The organism is Ruegeria sp. CDSA193, assembly GCF_059611885.1.
The window spans coordinates 19,839-41,406 of record NZ_JBXWPN010000001.1; the positions used below are offsets into that span (position 1 = coordinate 19,839).

Consider the following 21,568-nt stretch of genomic DNA (forward strand, 5'->3'; position numbering starts at 1 on the left):
GCGGTCCTGCAGGCAGGTGCCACAACAGATGGTGCAAGGGCAAGGCAGCAGGACTAAGGCGAGAGGCAAATATTATGGGCGGATTTGTCGGCGGAATGATCGCAGGCGCAGTTGTCGTTGTGGTGCTGGGGGCAGTCTTATCGCTCAACGCGCCGCTGTCGAAAAAGCCGTCCATAGCGACAGTCGCACCAGAACCTGCACCGGTGCAGACGTCGGAGAGCTCCGAGGTTGTCGCTGAGGCGGGTGCAGATGCCGATCTGCTCAAACTCCCTGCGCAGACGCCCGAGAATGAAGTCGAAGAAGAGGATTCTCTGGCCGGTTTATCCGAAGCTGAGAACGCCCCGGACAGCCAGCCGGTAGTGAATGACGTAAGCGTTCCGGTCGAAGCGCCGACGCCCAGCGAGGCGGATTCCGTAAGCATCTCGAGTGAGGCCCCGGTCGTTCCGCGAATGCCTGTCCCCGTTCAGCCTGCGCCGCTTGCCGACCTTAGCCCAGATGCCGCAGAAGATGCCCCTGAGCCACCGGCTGATCAGGTTGCTCTTGCCGAGCCCTTGCCTGAAGTCTCGCCTTCGGAATCAATCGAGCTGGAGGTGAATCCGGAGGATAACCCAATCGCAGTGGAAGGGGACGAGGACACGCTGCCCAGTCAGCCGCTACCGCGTATCGCCTCAGTTCCGCAGATCGGCGCAGAGGAAAACACGTCGGGAAATACCACTATCGGGCGTCGTGTAGTGCCTTTGACTGAACGAGATGATGAAACAGCCCAAGATCCGCAGGAAGAGGTTCCTGTAGGTAAACCGATCGAGGCCTTCGCAGAGAAGTTTGACAATCCGGATTCCAAACCCCTCATGTCGATCATTCTGATTGACGATGAGGGTGCATATGGCGCCGAGGCGCTTCAGGATTTCCCATATCCGCTTACGTTTGCGGTGCGCCCATCAGACCCCGATGCAGCTGAGAAAATGGCTCGACATCGGGCGGCCGGGTTCGAAGTGATGGTCACTGCTGACCTGCCCAAGGCGGCCAGCGCACAGGATGCTGAGGTATCGCTTTCGGTGTGGCTTGAAGCGTTGCCCGAAACGGTAGGAATTCTTGAAGGTGATGGATCCGGCATCCAAGGTAACCGGAAACTGGCGGATCAGGTCGCCGCCATCGCCGGTGGAACGGGTCGAGGACTGATCACTCAGGATAACGGGCTCAACACGGTACAGAAGTTGGCATCCCGTAATGGAATTCCGTCTGCGGTAATTTTCAGGGATATCGACGGCGCGCGGCAGGATGCAAAAATCATGCGACGTTTCCTGGATCAGGCTGCGTTCCGGGCCGGGCAGGAAGGCACTGTTGTCATGTTGGGCCGGTTGCGCCCGGATACCATATCCGCCTTGCTGCTTTGGGGTCTGGAAGATCGCGGAGGCCGCGTAGCAATGGCGCCTATTTCGGCGGTGATGATGCAAGGGGCACAATAAGCCCGATCACATCCTTCCCCGAAACAGGCAGCCCAGACGGGCTGCCTTTATCAATTCTTGCCGGACAGCGTAAATCGGGCCGCGTCAGCCGCAGCGCGTCTGATGGCGTTGGACTTGTGGACGGTTTCCATGAATTCAGCCTCTGGATCGCTATCATACACAACGCCACCACCGGCCTGAATATAAAGCTTTTGATCCTGAACGATGGCCGTTCGCAGGGCGATACACATGTCCATGTCTCCGCCGGCGCTGAAATAGCCGACGCCGCCGCCGTAGACACCGCGTTTTTCCGGCTCAAGCTCATCAATGATTTCCATGGCTCGTACCTTGGGCGCGCCCGAGACAGTCCCCGCGGGCATTCCCGCAAAAAAGGCGTCCAGCGCATCTTTACCCTGGGCCAGCTCACCCACAACGTTTGAAACGATGTGCATAACATGGCTGTACCGTTCAATGATGAACTCTTCGGTCGGGCGCACCGTTCCGATCTTTGAAACCCGCCCGGTGTCATTGCGGCCTAGATCCAACAGCATCAGATGTTCGGCCAGTTCTTTCTTGTCGGCCAGCAATTCAATTTCGTAAGCCTTGTCCTCTTCCGGGGTCGCTCCACGTGGACGCGTCCCGGCGATGGGTCGTATGGTGACTTCATTGCCAAACACGCGCACCAGGATTTCCGGGCTGGCGCCGATCACCTGAAACCCGCCAAAGTTAAAATAGAACATGAAGGGCGACGGGTTTGTTCGCCGCAGCGACCGGTACAGCGCAAATGGAGGCAGCGGGAAATCCTGCGTCCAGCGCTGCGCTGGCACTACCTGAAAGATATCACCCGCGCGGATGTATTCCTTGGCCTTCTCGACCGCTTCCAGATAGCCGGATTTGGTAAAATTCGAGACGGGCGGGGCGACTTCGTACGCATCGCCAAGGTCGCGTGTTTCAGCAGGCATTGCCCGCTCCAGATCGCGCACTGCGTCCATGACGCGCTCGGCTGCCTGGGCATATGCAGCCTTGGCCGACTGGCCATCGCTGACCCAGGCGGGGGAAACGACCGTGACTTCGCCCTTCACACCATCCAGAACCGCGACGACAGAAGGGCGCAGCATGACGGCATCCGGCAGGCCTAGAGGGTCGGGGTTGATGTTCGGCAGATGCTCGACCAAGCGCACCATGTCATAACCGAGATAGCCAAATAGTCCCGCCGCAGCTTGTGGAAGGTCGTCAGGCAGCTCGATCCGGCTTTCGGCCAGAAGCGTCCGAAGGTTGTCCATCGGATCGCCATCCTGCGCCGTGAAAGCGTCCGGGTCGAACCGGGCCGAGCGGTTCAGTTCCGAGGTCTCAGCGCGACAGCGCCAGATCAGGTCGGGTTTCATACCGATGATCGAATACCGTCCGCGGACCTCGCCACCAGTCACCGACTCGAGCATAAAGGCGTCTTTTTGCGCGCCGGTCAGTTTCAGCATCAAGGAGACAGGCGTATCAAGATCGGCTGCCAGACGGGTGTAAACGACCTGGTTCTCGCCGGCCTCATAAGCACGGGCGAAGCTGTCAAACTCTGGGGTCAGGGCCATATTCGGTCTCTTAATTAATAGCTCGCCTGAACGGCGTTCAGTGCTTGCTGATCCACCACAGGACGGGCGCGGGCCTGGGCGTCGCGAACATAGGCATCGAAAATGTTCTGTGCCAGAGCCTGATTCAGCTGAGCGGCCAGCGCTTGTTGAACCTGACGGCGTTCATCGGTCTCGGCAGGGGGCAACAATTCGTCAAGTCGAACGATCAACGCGACCCCGGCACCGGGAACGACGCGATAGCTTCCTAGTTCCATGTCGAACACTTCCGGCATGAACCCTGCGGGTACATCTTCTAGAAATGCAGTTCGTGTCAGAGCGTTTTCCACGCGGTGAGGTAGACCGGTCGTGGTGAAATCCCCGTTCTCCTGCAACTGCTCCAACACGGCATTCGCGTGGTCTTCCAACGCTTTGTCAGTTTGAACCTGTGTCCAGGCCGCCGCAACGCGATCACGCGCTGATTCCAGCGGTTCAGGCCGACGAGGCAGCGTTTCGTTCAGGCGCAGCGCAAAGATCGAACCGTCCTCAAGGAATGCAATCTCGGGAAAATCTCCGTCTTGCACGGCTTCGGCTGCACTGCGGAAACCGTCATATGCGGCCACGCCATCCTGACTGGCGCGAGTCCAATCGATCTGTCCCAGCTCCATCCCGGTCTCGGCTGCCAACTCCTCAAGTGTTGCCCCGCCTGCAAGCAGGTCATTGATGTCTTCGGACTGAGCCTCGATCTGGCGGCGCGCACGGTCTGCGGCCAACTCTTCGCGCAGAGCTGGGGCGGCGTCTTCGAAGGGAGTGTTGTTCTCAGCCAGCGAGCCGTTGATGCGGAAAAGGGCAGGGCCGAATACCGAGGGCAGAGGTCCAACAACAGTGCCCAGTTCAGCCGCGAAAATGGCCTCGGCCGCATCGCCTAGGTCGTCGCGGGTAACGTCGCCCAGATCCACGTCGCTCAGCTCAAGCTCACGGTCACGGACAAGTTGTTCGAAGGTTGTCCCGCCAACTTCAATCTGTGCCATGGCATCTTGCGCAGCGGCGTCATCAGAAAAAGAAAGGCGTTCAACAAGGCGGCGTTCGGGTTGCTGAAACTCGTCTGCGCGCTGTTCGAAAAGCCGGAGAACTGAATCTTCGTCCACCTCGACACTATCCAGCAGCATATTGGGCGACAGAATCGTATAGGTCAGCTTTTTGGTGCGGGGCAGGGAAAACTGGTCCTGGTTCTCGTCGTAATAGGCCTGGATTTGTTCATCGGTTGGGGTTGCAACCGGCTCTGCCAAAGCTTCAGGTGAAACGGTTGCAACAGTAAAGCTGCGGCGCGCACCGACAAAGTCTGTCAGAACTTCAGTCAGGATCGAGGGCATTTCTACTCCGCTGACCACGGCATCCTGTACGATGGTCCGTGCGGATTCTTTCCTCAGATCGGTTTCAAACTCGGTGTCGGTCATGCCAACCTGTTCAAGCTGAAAGCGATATGCCTCACGGTCGAAAGAACCATCAGGCCCCTGAAACGCAGGGATCGAGACGATTTCTTCCTGCAAATTTTCATCGCCGATCGAAATACCCAGCAGACCAACTTCGTTATCCAGAGCCGCCAGCGCGGTGAGGCGCGACAGAGCCAGCTGGTCCAAGCCAAAATCGCGGGCCTGTGACATTTGCAGGGGCTGGCCGGTCTGGCTTTCGACCGCGCGGATTTCTCGCTGAAGTTCGCGGACGTAATCGTCAATCGAGATATCTTCGTTGCCCACCTGCGCCACAGTGTGCACAGTTCCAGTCAGGCTGGTCGCGCCAAATCCTGCAAGGCCCAGCATCAAAAGACCCATGAGGATCCAGACAAAGGTCTTTGATAGATTTTTCATGCCTGCGGCCATGGTGCCCTCTTGTTTTATTCGGCAAGTATTTGCCCTGTCGGTTGCGGCCCTGAATACGACGCGCACCGCCGGGGGGCAAGCTTAGAAGGAGAGAGCGTGCAGGCGGTCAAACAATTCCGTAATTCCGTTGCGATCAAGATTGGCAAATGCGATGCGGACTTGTCGTTTCCCGGCCGGGTCGTGATCGGGCATGAACATCGTGCCTGGCAGCAACAGAATGCTGGCATCCGTGACCAGCCGACGGGCCAAATCATCCGAAGAGATGTCAAACGGGTGTTCGAAATAGGCAAAATAGGCGCCCAACCCAAGCAACCGCCATCCTTTACTGGTCAGTTTGGGAAGTTGTCTTGTAATGACAGCGCGACGGTCGAGGATTTCCCTTCGTTCATCGGCCAGCCATTGCGACAGGTTTTGCATCCCCCAAAGCGCACCAAACTGACCGATTTGGTTTGGACAGATCGCGACGGTATCCAGAAATTTCTCAATCTCAGACAGCAGCGACGGACTGGTCGCAACAGCACCTACTCGGTGACCAGTCAGACGGTAGGCCTTTGAAAACGAATATAGATGAATCAGAGTTTCATCCCAGCCCGGCTGAGCGAACAGATCGTGGGGCGGGCCGCTGCGGCTGTCGAAATCGCGGTAGGTCTCATCAACCAAAAGCTTAATTCCGGTTTCGCGCGACAGTTCGAAAAACGCGCGCAGCAGCTCAGCCGGGTATTCGACACCGCCGGGATTGTTCGGGGTGACCAGAGCAATGGCGCGGGTCTTATCCGTTATCAAATCCCGCGCCGCGTTCACCTCTGGCAACAGTCTATCATCAGTTCTCAGATCAATGGCGTTAACACCTGTCATATCCAGCCACATTTTATGGTTGAAATACCACGGCGTGGGCAGAATGACCTCATCCCCTTGGTCTGTGATGGAGGAAATCGCAGCGGCGAAGGCCTGATTGCAGCCAGAAGTAATGGCAACCTGTTCCTGTGCGACAGGTGCGCCATAATGAACCGTAATCTGGCTGGCCAGTTCAGACCTGAGGGCGCTGTTGCCCAGAACCGGGCCATAGAGATGAGCGGAATCCTCGGTCGACGCATAAGCCGCCATCGCCTGACGCATCTCAAGTGGGGGCGGATCGACTGGGGCCGCCTGACTTACATTTATCAAGGGCTGGTCTTCAGGGAAGGTCACGCCTTCAATCCACCGGCGCGCCTCCATGACTGGGGGAGGAAAGGTGGCGGCGGTGCGCGTCCGGGTCATCTCAGCGCCCCAGTCAGTTGCTGCGCTTGGGCCGGATCAATCCGTGCCCCGGTAGGGTTCGACATATTGCAAAGCCATATCCCACGGGAAGAAAATCCAGGTGTCCTGGCTGACTTCGGTGATGAAAGTGTCAACCATCGGGCGGCCTTTCGGCTTGGCATAAACCGTCGCGAAATGCGCCTTGGGATACATCGCCCGTACCAGTTCCAGAGTTTTGCCACTGTCGACCAGATCGTCGACGATCAGGATTCCGGTGCCGTCGCCCATGAGGTCAGCGTCGGGCGCTTTGAGCACTTCGGCTTCGCCTTGATCCTGATGATGGTAGGAGCGCACGCTGATCGTGTCGACTGTGCGAATGTCCAGCTCGCGGCTGACAATCATCGCCGGTGCCATGCCGCCACGGGTAATGGCAACGACGCCACGCCAGGCTCCATCATCCGGACCTTGCCCATCCAGCCGCCAAGCGAGCGCTCGGGAATCGCGGTGAATCTGATCCCAGCTGATGTGAAAGCCTTTTTCGTGGGGCAGGCGGTCCTTGGCACTCATGATTCAACCCTTCTCAACGTCTGGAGCATCAACGGCTTTCATACCGACGATGTGGTATCCCGAATCCACATGCAAGTTCTCACCAGTGACACCGCCGCTTAGATCGGAAAGCAGATAAAGCGCCGAGTTGCCAACATCGTCGATGGTCACATTGCGGCGCAGGGGTGAGTTATACTCGTTCCACTTCATGATATAGCGGAAGTCGCCGATACCGCTGGCGGCCAGCGTCTTGATCGGCCCGGCCGAGATCGCATTCACACGAATGCCGTCCTTGCCTAAATCCTCGGCCAGATATTTGACCGATGCTTCCAGCGCGGCTTTGGCAACGCCCATGACATTATAATGCGGCATCACCTGTTCGGCACCGTAATAGGTCAGGGTGATGGCGCTGCCGCCTTCGGTCATCATCTTTTCGGCACGCTGCATCACGGCAGTAAAGGAATAAACCGACACGTCCATCGTGAGGTTGAAATTCGCCCGCGACGTATCAACGTAGCGCCCACGTAGCTCATTCTTGTCTGAAAAACCGATTGCGTGGACAACAAAGTCCAGCTTTCCCCATTTTTCGGACAGCGCATCGAACAATCCGTCGATCGAGGCTTCATCGCTGACATCGCAAGGCAGGACGATTTCACTGCCCAGCTGTGCCGCCAGAGGGTCAACGCGCTTTTTCAAGGCATCCCCTTGATATGAGAATGCTAACTCGGCCCCGGCCTCGGACAAGGCGCGGGCGATTCCCCATGCGATTGATTTGTCATTGGCCAGTCCCATGATGAGGCCGCGCTTTCCGGCCATCAACTGATTTGACATGTTCGGTTCTCCGCCTGTCTTCGCGTTATGTTGCGTTGGTTTATGCCATTGGCTGGTCTGCTTCAAGGCCGTGCACTCTTGCCCGTGGCGGGAACTCGCCCTAGGGTATCCCTCAATAGTTTCCAGGGGATGGAAATGAGCGAACGTGATGGCATCTTCGCAGGAACCGACCCATTTGCAATAGCAGGGCGGTGGCTGGGTGAAGCTGTGAAGAGTGAACCCAACGATCCTAACGCGATTGCACTGGCAACCGTGGGCGAAGATGGTATGCCCAATGTACGAATGGTGCTGTTGAAAGAGATCGAATCCGACGCCTTCGTTTTCTACACAAATTACGAAAGTACCAAGGCAGGCGAGTTGGACAATGCTGGCAAGGCGGCCTTCGTGATGCATTGGAAATCTTTGCGGCGTCAAGTCCGCGTTCGTGGTACAATCACGCGCGAGGATGGACCAAAGGCTGATGAATATTATGCCTCCAGGTCATTGAAAAGTCGGCTTGGTGCATGGGCGTCCAAGCAATCTCAGCCGCTTAGCAGCCGTTCCGCGCTGATGGCGGATGTGGCGAAAGTGACCGCAAGGCTTGGCCCTAACCCTCCGCGCCCTAAATTTTGGGGTGGTTACCGGCTTGTGCCGACGGAAATCGAATTCTGGGCAGACGGCGCATTTCGTCTGCATGACAGGTTCAGGTGGTGCCGGGATGACGCTGCTTCCGAATGGCAGATTCAGAGGTTGAATCCATGACGTTCACGTGTCGCGAATTGCAATGCGCAGATAACAAAGGGATTTTTCACCTTGAATTTGCGCGTCAATCCCATACACATCGGACCCTTAATAAAGTGAAAAAAAACGCAGTGGGACCACAGTGCCAGAAGATCTGAACAACATGTACCGCGTCCGAGGACACGTTAAATGGTTCGACCCTGCCAAAGGATACGGCTTTGTCGTATCGGATGAAGGTGGGCCGGATATTCTGCTGCACGTAAACGTTTTGCGTAATTTCGGTCAAAGCTCGGTTGCAGACGGGGCGGGCATCGAAATTATGACGCATCGCACTGATCGCGGTGTGCAAGCTGTCGAAGTCATCAGCGTCGATCCGCCAGCGCGCGCCGATACGATGATGCTCGCGGATTTTGCTGAACTTGATCCAGTTGAGATTGCAGCGGCCCCTTTGGTGGCTGCGCGGGTTAAGTGGTTCGACAAGGGCAAAGGGTTTGGCTTCGCTAATGTATTCGGGCGTGGCGAGGATGTGTTCCTGCATATTGAGGTTCTACGCCGTTCGGGGCTTGCGGATCTGCAACCCGGTGAAGCATTGGCCATGCGGGTCATAGACGGACAGCGTGGTCGGATGGCGGCCCAGGTTATGGCCTGGGAAGCAGCTATGGATGACTGATCTGTCATGGCAGGGCTTTTCAAGGTTCTGACTGTTGTCTTGTTACTTTGGGCCGGTGGCGCAGACGCCGCCTGTCGTACAGATCGTGTTAGCCTAAAAAATGATAAGTCCCAAATCGGCTTTGATATTGAACTCGCCGTGTCGCCACAGGAGCGATCGCGCGGACTCATGTTTCGAGAATCGCTTCCGGTACGTTCAGGGATGCTGTTTGTATTCGACCCGCCGCAACCTGTTGCGTTCTGGATGAAGAACACGCTGATTCCTCTGGACCTGATCTTCATAGATAAGACGGGTATGGTAACGAAAGTTCATCACAACGCGATTCCCGGTGATTTGACCCCCATCGGAGGGGGCGATTCGGTATTCGCGGTGTTGGAAATCAACGCTGGTCTCGCAGATCGTTATCTGATCACGCCTGGAACACAGATCCAGCACAAAGTTTTTTCACATGGTCCGGCAATTTGGCCCTGTTAGGGCTTTTCAAATCAGAACGGCACGGTTAGGAAGGCGCACGGTTCGGGGCGTGGCGCAGTCTGGTAGCGCACCTGTTTTGGGTACAGGGGGTCGTAGGTTCGAATCCTGCCGCCCCGACCACTTCTTCAAAAATTAAAATGGCGACCCACCCATCGTTCGATAGATGGCGCTAAGGGTTTTATCCAATTCTTTGCTTTCTACAGGGACTTTTGCAGCAGGCCCTGTTTCGCGCGGCACATTAAAAAACAGATCCGCTTCAACCAGATAGCCACCTGTATTTTTTTCGGCGGTCAGCCGAGTCACACTTTTGGGTAGGTTCTGTGGATAGCCGTCATAGTTGAGAATCAGGTAGGCTGTGGTCTTCGGAGGCAGAAGTTCCTGACACTCGAACTGACGATTTCCGATTTTCCTAAATTCCTCACCCGGGCCGTTGCAAGATGTCTCGAACGTAGCAAACAACTTGTCGGGAAAGGCTGAGAACTGCGCGCTGCGCGATGTGGCGGGCGTTTCTTGTGGTGTGCAGGCCACGATCAGGGCAAACAGGGAAATTATTCGAAACGCGGTCATTGATCGGTCTGCCCTTTGTTGGATGTGCTTCTACGCGCACCTCTGAATAATGTCGAAATCGGCCGGATGCTGATTCTATTTCAACTTAGACATCCTAAGGCTGGTTTATCAAATCCCGATAAGTAAGCCGGAAAGAACGGTTAATCGTATTGCGGACTTGGCCAGGTGATGGCGAACCATAGCGGATAACTCTGTGGAGGAATCGGAAACTGTCCTTCACCAGTTTGTCTATGCGGATCGGTCAACATAAAAGATTCCAAAAATGGCGGAAAAAGGCCGTTGACGATCTATGTGTGAATACGCCAGATTGTATAGGCCGAAAGTGCTGCCACTAAATCTGGTAGAAAATCCAGAACGTGGCACAGGGCGAGGGCTGGAGAGCACATCATACTTACGTGCGTCCGTCGGAACGGGGTCACGTTGCTTCGGGCAGCGGCCGGTTTCCTGCGCCCAAGATTTTCGGTTAGGGCAGATGGTCCGTTTATTGGGATCAAAAGCCAAGGGACAAGTTGATTGAATCTAGGGCGGCGGACATGAAGATTGACAGAAAATTTACCAAATCGGGACAGGATGCTTATGCAGAGCTTAAGTTCGCTTCTGCGACGTCAGAAATCCGAAACCCGGATGGGACCATCGTTTTCCGCCTGGACGATATCGAGGTTCCAACCAGCTGGAGCCAGGTCGCAAGCGACGTCATCGCGCAGAAGTATTTCCGCAAAGCAGGCGTTCCGACCAAGCTGAAGAAGGTCAAGGAAAAGGATGTCCCTGAATTCCTGTGGCGTTCTGTTCCGGCTGAGGACGCTGAATTTGGGGGCGAAATCTCGTCCAAGCAGGTGTTTGACCGTCTTGCCGGCGCCTGGGCCTATTGGGGCTGGAAAGGTGGCTATTTCTCGACCGAGGATGACGCGAGCGCCTATTTCGACGAGATGCGTTATATGCTGGCGACTCAGCGCGCTGCGCCGAACAGCCCGCAATGGTTCAATACCGGCCTGCACTGGGCTTACGGAATCGATGGCCCGGCACAGGGGCACCACTATGTCGATTATAAGACAGGCAAGCTGACCAAATCGAAATCCGCCTATGAGCATCCGCAGCCGCATGCGTGTTTCATCCAGTCTGTAGATGATGATCTGGTGAACGAGGGTGGCATTATGGACCTGTGGGTCCGCGAGGCGCGCCTGTTCAAATACGGAAGTGGAACCGGGACCAACTTTAGCCACCTGCGTGGCGAGGGCGAGGCACTGTCGGGTGGCGGTAAATCCTCGGGTTTGATGGGCTTTCTCAAGATCGGCGACCGCGCCGCTGGCGCGATTAAATCAGGCGGCACGACCCGTCGAGCAGCAAAGATGGTCATCGTCGATGCAGATCACCCAGACATCGAGAAATTCATCGAATGGAAGGTGATCGAAGAGCAGAAGGTGGCCTCGATCGTTGCCGGATCGAAGATGCACGAGAAGATGCTGAACGGCATTTTCGAGGCCATCCGCAGCTGGGACGGCGCGCAGGAAGACGCGTATGATCCCAAGACGAATGACAGCCTGAAAAAGGCGGTTCGCCAGGCGAAAAATGTTGCGATCCCCGAGACTTACATCAAACGCGTTCTGGATTACGCCAAGCAGGGTCACGATAGCATCGAATTCCCGACCTACGATACGGATTGGGATTCGGAAGCCTACAGCTCGGTTTCGGGCCAGAACTCGAACAACTCGATTCGCGTAACCAACGCCTTCCTGACCGCTGTCGAGAAGGACGCGGACTGGGAGCTGGTCAACCGCACAAACGGGAAAGTCGCCAAGACCGTCAAGGCGCGCGACCTGTGGGAAAAGGTTGGCCACGCGGCCTGGGCCTGCGCCGATCCCGGCATCCAGTTTCACGACACAGTCAACGAGTGGCATACATGCCCCAAAGATGGGGAGATTCGCGGATCAAACCCGTGTTCGGAATATATGTTCCTTGACGACACGGCCTGTAACCTGGCGTCGATGAACTTGCTGACTTTCCTCAAGGATGATGAGTTCCAGGCAGTGGACTATATGCATGCCTCGCGCTTGTGGACCCTTACGCTGGAGATCTCGGTGACCATGGCGCAGTTCCCGTCCAAGGAAATCGCGCAGCTGTCCTATGACTTCCGCACTTTGGGTTTGGGCTATGCCAATATCGGCGGTCTGCTGATGAACATGGGCTATAGCTATGACTCGGATGAAGGTCGCGCGATCTGTGGCGCGCTGACCGCGATCATGACCGGTGTAGCCTATGCAACCTCGGCCGAGATCGCCGGCGAATTGGGGCCGTTCAATGGCTATGAGCGCAACGCCGATAACATGCTTCGGGTCATCCGCAACCACCGACGCGCATCTCAGGGTGTGACTGAAGGGTATGAGAAACTGGCAGTGAAGCCTGTACCTCTGGACCATGGCAACTGCCCGGATAAACGTTTGGTTGATCTGGCGATGTCAGCTTGGGATGAAGCGCTGAGCCTGGGTGAGCAGAACGGTTATCGCAATGCGCAGGCCACTGTGATTGCGCCAACCGGAACCATCGGTCTGGTGATGGATTGCGACACCACTGGGATCGAGCCGGACTTTGCTTTGGTGAAGTTCAAGAAACTGGCCGGTGGCGGGTATTTCAAAATCATCAACCGCTCGGTGCCTGCAGCGCTGGAAAAGCAGGGGTATTCCTCGGCTCAGATTGAAGAGATCGTCAGCTACGCGGTTGGTCATGGCACCATCGGCAACGCTCCGGGGATCAACCACACCTCGCTGACGGGTCACGGCTTTGGCCCCAATGAACTGGCCAAAGTGGATGCCGCGCTGGAAAGCGCCTTCGACATCCGGTTCGTGTTCAACCAGTGGACTCTGGGCGAGGATTTCTGCACCGGGGTTCTCGGCATCCCTGCGACCAAGCTGAATGACCCGACCTTCGATCTGCTGCGCCATCTGGGCTTTACCAAAGCGGATATCGACGCGGCCAACGACCACGTTTGCGGAACCATGACGCTGGAAGGCGCGCCGCATCTGAAGGAAGAGCATTATTCGATCTTCGACTGCGCCAATCCGTGCGGCAAGAAAGGTAAGCGTTTCCTGGGTGTTGACAGCCATATCACCATGATGGCTGCAGCGCAGAGCTTCATTTCGGGTGCGATCAGCAAGACGATCAACATGCCGAATGACGCCACCATCGAGGATTGCCAGAAAGCCTATGAGCTGTCCTGGTCGCTGGGTGTGAAGGCCAACGCGCTGTATCGCGACGGCTCTAAACTGTCGCAGCCATTGGCAGCCGCGCTGGTCGAGGATGACGAAGAGGCAGCCGAGGTGCTGGAAACCGGGACGCCGCAGGAAAAAGCCGTCGTTCTGGCCGAGAAGGTGATCGAGAAGGTTGTGGTCAAGGAAATGATCCGCAGCCATCGCGAAAAACTGCCCCATCGCCGCAAGGGCTATACGCAAAAAGCGATTGTCGGCGGCCACAAGGTCTATCTGCGCACCGGTGAGTTCGAAGACGGCCAACTGGGCGAGATCTTCATCGACATGCACAAGGAAGGCGCGGGCTTCCGGGCGATGATGAACAACTTTGCCATCGCCGTGTCGGTTGGCCTGCAATATGGCGTGCCGCTGGAAGAGTTTGTGGATGCCTTTACCTTTACCAAGTTCGAACCCGCTGGGATGGTGCAGGGCAACGACTCGATCAAGAACGCGACGTCGATCCTGGACTACATCTTCCGCGAATTGGCCGTGTCCTATCTGGACCGCACCGATCTGGCCCATGTGAAACCAGAAGGCGCAAGCTTTGATGATCTGGGCCGGGGCGAGGAAGAAGGTGTCTCGAACGTGTCCGAGATCAGCGAAAGCGCGGCGTCCAAGTCATTGGAAGTGCTGAAACAAATCAGTTCGACCGGGTATCTGCGCAAGCGGATGCCTCAGGAGCTGATGGTTCTGAACGGCGGACAGAACGTGGTGAACGGCATGGCCGAAACCGCAGCCACATTCGAAGCGCCGGTGGCCGAAACCGCCGTAGCAACCGGGATGGACGCCCGCACCAAAGCCAAGATGCAAGGCTATGAGGGCGATCCCTGCGGTGAATGCGGAAACTACACGCTGGTGCGCAACGGCACCTGCATGAAATGCAACACCTGCGGCTCAACAAGCGGGTGTAGCTGAGTTAAGCGCCCCGGCAACCCGGGGCGCAGGGGTCGGAAGCTGCCACAGTTGCCGGCCCCGACGAATACGGATCAAGGCGCAGAGACTTACCTTCGATGCCTTGGTCCACTCGGCCGACATGCCCGTGTTGGCCGGGAACAGGGTGGGGCGGAATATTTGCTCTTTCCCACTCTTTCACGGAACGGGTGCGCTCGTTCCATGCGACGTCCAGGCCGCAGGCAAACAAAACACCGGGCGGTCAACGAATGGAGCCTGGATGGCGAAACTGACAGGGGGCTTCGGCCCCCTTTCTTTTTGTCCTAAAGCCGTTATCTCGGCAGAGCCTCGCCATATTGCCTGTTTCCCATCGGGCAAGAACCGCCGACCGTGTTTGGGGGAGTTTTACCCAGCGACAGATCGCGGATGCGACTCTGGCAAACGCGCGGAGTTTGGCGCGAAATCAAAACGATGGCACTCAGTGGCTGACAACTGGTGGTGATTGCGTGTTCTTGATGCTTGTCCGGACACAAAACACACAAACTCTATCAGGAGGCATCACAATGAAACTGAATACTCTGGTCACATTTTCTGCACTTGCTTTTGCTCTGCCGACTTTGGCTGTCGCGCAGTCTGCGGCGGATACCAATGGGGACGGCGTTCTGACAATCGAAGAAGTTCAGGCCGTCGTGCCGGACGTTGACGCAAACGGATTTGCAGCAATGGATGCAAATGGCGACGGCGCGCTGGATCAGGATGAAATTGCAATCGCGCAGGAAGCCGGGTTGCTGCCATCTACAAACGGCTGATTAACAAATTTTCAAGGCGGCCAGGCGGAAATTCTGGCCGCCTTTCTAAGTGTTTATCGGGGTAGGTGAATGTTGAATTTACTGCGAATCTGCGCATCCAATGCCGGATCGAACTGTGCTGGCGAAGAGGTCGACAGGATTTCCAGTTTTCGCGCGGTCGCTTTTTCGATCAAGTCAGGTTTGCCAAGCTCGACCCATTCTTTCGGAGACGTTCGATCTCCATGTGCGGGGTACACATAATCGGCCTGCATGCGCCCAAGTGTGGCATCGGTTCCCAAATAGTGACCGGGCCCACCAAGGCAAACCTCGGCCATCTGATCCAATGCCAGTGTTTCGTCAGATACTTCGATCCCGCGGACGCAGCGCATCGCCTGTCCGATAAGATCATCCCCTAAGATCAGGCTTTCAAAGCAAAAACCCAACAGAGACGAGTGCATTCCGGCGGATTCATAAACCATGTTCAGGCCTGACAAGCCGGCCATGACGTTCGAGCACATCTGCTCCCATCCCGCTTGCATATCGGGCAATTTGGAATCCGACGCGCCTGCGGCGGCTCCGCCTGGAAGATTATAAAACTTGTGCATTTGGGCACAGCCTGCGCTGAGCAGAGCCTGTTCACCTGATCCTACGGACATGGCGCCTGTCCGAAGGTCCAACCCAAAGGGCCAGGTTCCAAAAATCGCCGGGGCACCTGGCTTTACGGCATTTACATAAACCAAACCGGCAAGACATTCTGCAGTTGCCTGGGCAATGGCGCCTGCGATTGTGGACGGAGCAGTTGCACCTGCCATTCCGGCCGAAAGAAGCAGAACAGGCATTCCTGCCTTGATGCATTCCTCCATCACCTGACAGCTTTCAGTGGCAAACTTCATGGGCGGTACGACAAAGCAGTTCGAGTTCGAGATGAATGGCCGCTCGCGCCACTTGTCTTCACCGCCTGCGATCATGTGGATTAGCTCCATCGCTGGTGCGACATAACTAGGATCGGTGAACGATGTGCCGATATGCTTGTAAGTGCCAGAACTGCAAGCATAAATCGTGTTCAAGTCCATCTCGAGATTGTCGGAAATATCGCGACAAACCATCGGGCGTTGGACAAAATGGATGTTGTCCAGCTGTTGGCAAATCCGCGCGGCATCGTGCAGATCTTGCACAGTCGAATCGCGGTATTCGCGGCCATTGACTTCAACCATACTGACAGCGGCACCGGCGGTCCCATAGTGAACCTTTGCCCCCGACAATTCCAGGTCAGTTTGACCATCCCGGCTGAACAATGTGACCGAGCGGTTGGCTTTGGCAATGGTGTCTTCAACCAGCGCGCGCGGAAACCGGATGCGTCCGTCGTCGCCAAGTGTGCAGCCCGCGCCAATCAGATAGTCGATCCCGCTTTGCGGAGCATCCGCCAGACCTATGGTTTCAAGCGCTTGCAGCGCGGCCTCGTGAATGCGTTCGACTTGTGGCTGAGTCAGTGGCTTGTAGCGTCCGCCCTCCATTCCCGGGCGGATAGGGCGCAGATGATCAGGCAGAGCAGATGCGCGGGCAGCACGACGCGCAGCACGTCCGCCACTGCGGGAAGAGTTACGGGGTTGGTCGTTCATGTTTAGGATCCAATAGTGAGAAACGTATTTTGAGAGGCCTTACAAAAAGCCTGACGGCCGCCCCCTTGCAGCACGTCCCCGATCCGCGCCGATTGTGCGGCTGATCAGGTGGATTTTCCAAAATTCGTTCTGCATTTGGTTCCTCATCCAGTGGCCGCAGTGTTCCAATTCAGAACGGCATTATCTGTTCTATTTGCGACCTTGATGCCGAAAAGCGAAGCAAATTCTCAAGTGATTGTTGCCTAAAGATATTTTTCCCCGAGGCGGTCGAAGTCTGCTATAATTCCTGTGCTTACTTGAATTGGGCCTCTAGGCTAAACACTTTTTTAACGAATGCGGCCCAGTTTGTAGCAAATTGATCTGAATACTCGAAAGCATTGCTGAAAGGTTTTTGGTGAATCGTAGGAAGGTGCATATCGCATTAATTGTTGCTCTGGCGACATCCGGCTTCTCACCGGCTTTGGCCGAGGATTGGAGCGGTGCCTATGCGGGATTCAGCTTTGGCTATGCTGATGCAGACGGGCCGAATGGTTCAAGCGGCAGCGACACCACCTTTGGTCCTCATCTCGGGTATGACTTTGATTTCGGCAAGTTCGTGTTGGGTGGTGAGCTTGAGTATAACCGGCTGTCGCTGAATCTTGGTCAGGGCGAAGGCAGTCTGGATAGCATGACCCGGCTGAAACTGCGCGGCGGATACGATTTCGGTAATGCGTTGGGATATGTAGTTATCGGTGCGGCGCGCGTGGATTCCACGGTCGAAAACGATACCGCAGCGGTTTATGGCATTGGTGTCGCTTATCCGATTGGCAATAATTTCGTCATCAGCGGTGAGGCGCTGCGCCAGAATTTCAATGACGTTACCCGATCGAATGGGGGGCTGGATTCGAATGTGTTCAACCTGCGTACGACATTCCGGTTTTAGCAAGATTTCCAGATTGAATATGATCTGAGCTGCCGAATTCACGACCAAGAAGGTCAGGTGTTTGCGGAACATGGCGTCAATTTCCTATTCCAATTCAAGGCGTTCGCCAATCACTCCCTGGTCATGATAGAACGTAAGGCTTGGCGCGGCGGGATAGCCGTGCTAGAGGATGATCCATGAACCGGATGACCTGCATCATTATCTGCTGCATTACCTGCTGATTTATCAAGCGGGCCGGTTTCTTTCGTTTTCTTCCCTGAGACAAGTTGCTAAGCCCGCGCCAACGCGAGACGCTATGCCGTTCTTAGGAGCCGACAGATGAAGACGATCAAACTGCACAACACACGGACACGGACAAAAGAGGATTTCGTTCCGATCAGCGCCGACAATGTGCGGATGTATGTCTGTGGGCCTACCGTCTATGACCGTGCCCATCTGGGTAACGCGCGGCCCGTGGTCGTGTTTGATGTGCTCTATCGTTTGCTGCGGCATGTTTATGGCGCAGATCATGTGACCTATGTGCGCAATTTCACCGATGTGGACGACAAGATCAACGCGACCGCGTTGTCTCGACAGAAGGCAGGGGCCAAAGGGTCGCTGGAGGATTTGGTGCAGGAACGATCGGATGAGACCATTGGCTGGTATCTGCACGACATGGGCGCGCTGGGGGCGTTGGAGCCGACCGAGATGCCGCGCGCGACGCAATATATTACTCAGATGGTCGCGATGATCGAGGATCTGATTGCCGAGGGTCACGCCTATGCGGCCGAAGGGCATGTTCTGTTCGCGGTGGACAGTTGGAAAGAGCAATACGGAGCCCTGTCCGGTCGGTCCGTGGATGACATGATCGCGGGTGCCCGGGTCGAAGTTGCGCCGTATAAGAAGAACCCGATGGATTTCGTTCTGTGGAAGCCGTCTACCGACGAGTTGCCCGGGTGGGAGTCTCCTTGGGGCCGAGGGCGTCCGGGTTGGCATATCGAATGCTCGGCCATGAGCTATGAGCTGTTGGGTGAGAGCTTTGACATTCACGGCGGTGGCAACGATTTGATGTTCCCGCACCATGAAAACGAGATCGCCCAGAGCAAATGCGCCCACCCGCATGGCGAGTTTGCGCGTGTTTGGTTGCACAATGAGATGCTGCAGGTCGAGGGTAAGAAAATGTCCAAATCGCTGGGCAATTTCTTCACCGTGCATGATTTGCTGGAGCAGGGCGTGCCTGGTGAGGTGATCCGGTTTGTGTTCTTGCAGACGCATTATCGCAAACCGATGGACTGGACTGAGAAAAAGGCACGTGAAGCGGAAAAAAAACTCCGGGCATGGCGCGAGTTGGCGAGTGGAATTGAGCCAACACGAGTGACTAACTTAGTTGCTGACGCGTTAAAGGATGATCTGAATACCGCTGAAGCTCTGCGCCGCCTCAATTTTCTTGCTGAAGGAGTAAAGAGCGGGAAGCTTGAAGATCCTGGAGAATTTGTCGCTTCGGCTCAACTACTAGGTTTGTTAACTGACGAATTATCTGGTTGGAATGATGTTGAGTTCGATTTTACGGAGCTTCAGTCTCGGATCCTTGATGCCCGCCGAGTTGCAATGGCAACAAAGGACTTTACGGAAGTGGATCGATTGAAGTCCATCTATACTGCCGCAGGTCTGGAAGTACGCATGAGTAAAGATTCGGTTGAGATTGTAGCCGGATCGGGATTCGACGCGTCGAAGCTAGAGAACGTCTAACCACCTGCCTCGTCCGATCAAGCCAGAGAGCCAAAAATGACCAAGGAACGTCTCTACCTCTACGACACCACGCTGCGCGATGGGCAGCAGACGCAGGGCGTGCAGTTCTCGACCGCTGAGAAGGTGCAGATCTCGCAGGCTCTGGACGAGTTGGGTGTGGACTATATCGAAGGCGGTTGGCCCGGCGCGAACCCGACCGACAGTGCGTTTTTTGATGCCGCGCCGAAGACTGAGGCGCGGTTGACCGCTTTTGGGATGACCAAACGCTCGGGCCGGTCGGCTGAGAATGACGATGTTCTTGCGGCGGTGATGAACGCGGGCACGAAGGCGGTGTGTCTGGTGGGTAAGTCGCATGATTACCACGTGACCCAGGCGCTGGGGATCACTCTGGACGAGAATGTCGAGAACGTCCGCGCCTCGGTTGCGCATATCGTGGCGCAGGGGCGAGAGGCGTTGTTTGACGCCGAGCATTTCTTTGACGGCTACAGGGACAATCCCGGATATGCGGTCCAGGTTTGCAGGGCCGCTTTAGAGGCCGGAGCCCGCTGGGTTGTTCTGTGTGACACCAATGGGGGCGCATTGCCCGGTGAAGTGTCGCGGGTTGTATCCGAGGTGATTGCCGCAGGCTTGTCAGGTGATCGTTTGGGCATTCATACCCATAATGACACGGAAAACGCAGTTGCGTGCTCGCTCGCTGCTGTGGATGCGGGCGTGCGTCAGGTTCAGGGAACCCTGAACGGGTTGGGCGAACGCTGCGGGAATGCAAACCTGACTGCTTTGATCCCCACTTTGCTGCTGAAAGAACCTTATGTGTCGCAGTTTGATATTGGGGTCAGCGTCGAGGCCTTGGCGGGTCTGACACGGGTCAGCCGTATGTTGGACGAAATCCTGAACCGGGTTCCCAGCAAGCAGGCGGCCTATGTGGGGGCGTCTGCTTTTGCGCATAAGGCAGGGCTGCATGCCAGCGCGATCCTGAAGGATCCGTCGACGTACGAACATGTCGATCCGGCGACTGTCGGCAATGCACGGATCATCCCGATGTCGAACCAGGCGGGGCAGTCGAATCTGCGTAAACGCCTGACTGAGGCCGGCCTGAGCGTGGAAAGTGGTGATCCGGCGCTGGGGCGCATTCTTGACCGGATCAAGCAGCGCGAGGCCGAAGGCTATTCTTATGACACCGCCCAGGCCAGTTTTGAGCTGTTGGCGCGCGATGAGCTGGGTCAGTTGCCCGCCTTTTTCGAGGTCAAACGCTATAAGGTCACGGTTGAGCGGCGGAAGAACAAGTATGACAAGATGGTCAGCCTGTCCGAGGCGGTTGTCGTGGTGAAGGTCGACGGGGAAAAGAAGCTGTCGGTCAGTGAATCTCTGGACGAAGATGGCAGCGACCGAGGACCAGTGAACGCTTTGGCCAAGGCTCTAGCCAAGGATCTGGGGCAATATTCGCGGATATTGGACGACATGCATCTGGTCGATTTCAAGGTGCGGATCACCCAAGGCGGAACCGAGGCCGTGACGCGGGTCATCATCGACAGCGAAGACGGGCAGGGGCGGCGCTGGTCGACTGTCGGGGTCAGCGCGAACATAGTGGATGCGTCGTTTGAGGCCCTATTGGATGCGATCCAGTGGAAGCTTGTACGGGATTGCCGTCCTCGGGCGGTGGTGGCCGAGTGACGGTGCAGTTCAATGACGATCTGAAGGCCTGTGCTGCATTGGTGCATCGCGCCGATCCGGACCGGTTCATGGCGGCGATGGCCGCGCCGGTTTCCGCACGTTCGGTTCTGTTTCCGATCTATGCCCTGAATGTCGAGGTCGCCCGAGCGCCCTGGGTCACGCAAGAGGCGATGATTGCCGAAATGCGCCTGCAATGGTGGCGCGATGCATTGCAGGAAATTGCTGAAGGTCCGACTGTGCGTCGACATGAGGTCGTGACGCCGTTATCGCAGGTTCTTTCTCCACATCTGGCGGTGATGCTGGATGAATACGTGGCCGTGAGACGTTGGGATATCTATCGCGATCCGTTTGAGGACGAGGCCCATTTCGAGGCCTACCTCAATCACAGTTCGGCCAGTTTGATGGTGGCGTCGGCGCAATCTTTGGGTGAGGCCGACGAGCCTGTGTTACGAGATTTCGGCTATGCCGTTGGCGTGGCGAACTGGTTGCGCGCAATCCCGGATCTTGAGGCGCGCGGGCGTATTCCTTTGTTGGATGGAACACCCGATGCAGTGCGCGATCTGGCGCAAAAGGCACTGAACCGGTTACGGCGCGCACAGGGACAGCGTCTGGCGATTTCACCAGAGGCGCGCCCGGCGCTTTTGGCGGGTTGGCAATCTGAATGGGTGTTGCGCAAGGCGATTGCTCAGCCAGATCGCGTGGCCGCAGGGAATTTGATGCAGGGAGAGGTTCGGCGCCGGGTTTCCCTGATGTGGAAGGTGGTCCGGGGTCGCTGGTAGACC

Annotated in this window: 17 protein-coding genes and 1 tRNA gene; 11 read left to right on the top strand and 7 right to left on the bottom strand. The window is 56.4% G+C overall.

Going from position 1 to position 21,568, the window contains the following annotated elements:
• Nucleotides 1-74 precede the first annotated feature (74 nt).
• Complete coding sequence (locus AC2FLG_RS00115; RefSeq protein WP_496704543.1) at nt 75-1,466, top strand: divergent polysaccharide deacetylase family protein; 1,392 nt, start codon at nt 75-77, stop codon at nt 1,464-1,466.
• A gap of 50 nt (nt 1,467-1,516) precedes the next feature.
• Here the strand turns inward: AC2FLG_RS00115 and trpE are convergent, their stop codons facing one another.
• The 5 genes from trpE to fabI all read right to left on the bottom strand — a co-directional run bounded on the left by trpE (nt 1,517) and on the right by fabI (nt 7,497).
• Nucleotides 1,517-3,028 (bottom strand): anthranilate synthase component I, encoded by a 1,512-nt coding sequence (trpE, locus tag AC2FLG_RS00120; RefSeq protein ID WP_496704545.1) that lies wholly within the window; start codon nt 3,026-3,028, stop codon nt 1,517-1,519.
• Between the two features lie 14 nt (nt 3,029-3,042).
• Complete coding sequence (locus AC2FLG_RS00125; protein ID WP_496704546.1) at nt 3,043-4,884, bottom strand: SurA N-terminal domain-containing protein; 1,842 nt, start codon at nt 4,882-4,884, stop codon at nt 3,043-3,045.
• 81 nt (nt 4,885-4,965) lie between these two features.
• On the bottom strand, nt 4,966-6,141 hold the full coding sequence (locus AC2FLG_RS00130; RefSeq protein ID WP_496704547.1) for an aminotransferase: 1,176 nt from the start codon (nt 6,139-6,141) through the stop codon (nt 4,966-4,968).
• Nucleotides 6,142-6,177: 36 nt separating this feature from the next.
• Nucleotides 6,178-6,687, bottom strand: a complete 510-nt coding sequence (gene gpt / locus AC2FLG_RS00135) for a xanthine phosphoribosyltransferase (protein WP_496688181.1) — start codon at nt 6,685-6,687, stop codon at nt 6,178-6,180.
• Nucleotides 6,688-6,690: 3 nt separating this feature from the next.
• Nucleotides 6,691-7,497, bottom strand: coding sequence for an enoyl-ACP reductase FabI (gene fabI, locus AC2FLG_RS00140; RefSeq protein WP_142633624.1), 807 nt, complete (start codon nt 7,495-7,497; stop codon nt 6,691-6,693).
• A 135-nt stretch (nt 7,498-7,632) separates the two neighbouring features.
• On the opposite strand from fabI, the gene pdxH reads away from it, so the two are divergent.
• The 4 genes from pdxH (at nt 7,633) to AC2FLG_RS00160 (ending at nt 9,481) form a co-directional block, all read left to right on the top strand.
• Nucleotides 7,633-8,238 carry a pyridoxamine 5'-phosphate oxidase gene (pdxH, locus tag AC2FLG_RS00145; RefSeq protein ID WP_496704548.1) on the top strand — a complete coding sequence of 202 codons (606 nt, stop codon included), beginning with the start codon at nt 7,633-7,635 and terminating at the stop codon, nt 8,236-8,238.
• 142 nt (nt 8,239-8,380) lie between these two features.
• On the top strand, nt 8,381-8,887 hold the full coding sequence (locus tag AC2FLG_RS00150) for a cold-shock protein (protein ID WP_282021219.1): 507 nt from the start codon (nt 8,381-8,383) through the stop codon (nt 8,885-8,887).
• Nucleotides 8,888-8,893: 6 nt separating this feature from the next.
• A complete protein-coding gene (locus AC2FLG_RS00155; protein WP_281972048.1) occupies nt 8,894-9,361 on the top strand; it encodes a DUF192 domain-containing protein in 468 nt (155 codons plus the stop codon).
• Between the two features lie 43 nt (nt 9,362-9,404).
• Nucleotides 9,405-9,481, top strand: a tRNA-Pro gene (locus AC2FLG_RS00160).
• 12 nt (nt 9,482-9,493) lie between these two features.
• Here AC2FLG_RS00160 and AC2FLG_RS00165 read toward each other — a convergent pair.
• Complete coding sequence (locus tag AC2FLG_RS00165) at nt 9,494-9,928, bottom strand: hypothetical protein (RefSeq protein WP_281972049.1); 435 nt, start codon at nt 9,926-9,928, stop codon at nt 9,494-9,496.
• Between the two features lie 533 nt (nt 9,929-10,461).
• Between AC2FLG_RS00165 and AC2FLG_RS00170 the strand changes: the two genes are divergently transcribed.
• On the top strand, nt 10,462-14,082 hold the full coding sequence (locus AC2FLG_RS00170) for a vitamin B12-dependent ribonucleotide reductase (protein WP_496691195.1): 3,621 nt from the start codon (nt 10,462-10,464) through the stop codon (nt 14,080-14,082).
• Between the two features lie 539 nt (nt 14,083-14,621).
• Nucleotides 14,622-14,867 carry an EF-hand domain-containing protein gene (locus AC2FLG_RS00175; RefSeq protein WP_271947247.1) on the top strand — a complete coding sequence of 82 codons (246 nt, stop codon included), beginning with the start codon at nt 14,622-14,624 and terminating at the stop codon, nt 14,865-14,867.
• A gap of 53 nt (nt 14,868-14,920) precedes the next feature.
• Here AC2FLG_RS00175 and AC2FLG_RS00180 read toward each other — a convergent pair whose 3' ends face one another.
• On the bottom strand, nt 14,921-16,465 hold the full coding sequence (locus AC2FLG_RS00180; RefSeq protein ID WP_496704549.1) for a trimethylamine methyltransferase family protein: 1,545 nt from the start codon (nt 16,463-16,465) through the stop codon (nt 14,921-14,923).
• Nucleotides 16,466-16,874: 409 nt separating this feature from the next.
• Here AC2FLG_RS00180 and AC2FLG_RS00185 point away from each other — a divergent pair, with 409 nt between their 5' ends.
• From AC2FLG_RS00185 to AC2FLG_RS00200, 4 genes are all read left to right on the top strand, one after another.
• Nucleotides 16,875-17,387 carry an outer membrane protein gene (locus tag AC2FLG_RS00185; RefSeq protein ID WP_496704550.1) on the top strand — a complete coding sequence of 171 codons (513 nt, stop codon included), beginning with the start codon at nt 16,875-16,877 and terminating at the stop codon, nt 17,385-17,387.
• Between the two features lie 318 nt (nt 17,388-17,705).
• Complete coding sequence (gene cysS, locus AC2FLG_RS00190; protein WP_496704552.1) at nt 17,706-19,115, top strand: cysteine--tRNA ligase; 1,410 nt, start codon at nt 17,706-17,708, stop codon at nt 19,113-19,115.
• Nucleotides 19,116-19,151: 36 nt separating this feature from the next.
• Entirely contained in the window at nt 19,152-20,786 is a 1,635-nt protein-coding gene (gene cimA, locus AC2FLG_RS00195; RefSeq protein ID WP_496704554.1) for a citramalate synthase, read from the top strand.
• A 2-nt stretch (nt 20,787-20,788) separates the two neighbouring features.
• On the top strand, nt 20,789-21,565 hold the full coding sequence (locus AC2FLG_RS00200; protein ID WP_281994999.1) for a squalene/phytoene synthase family protein: 777 nt from the start codon (nt 20,789-20,791) through the stop codon (nt 21,563-21,565).
• Nucleotides 21,566-21,568 lie beyond the last annotated feature (3 nt).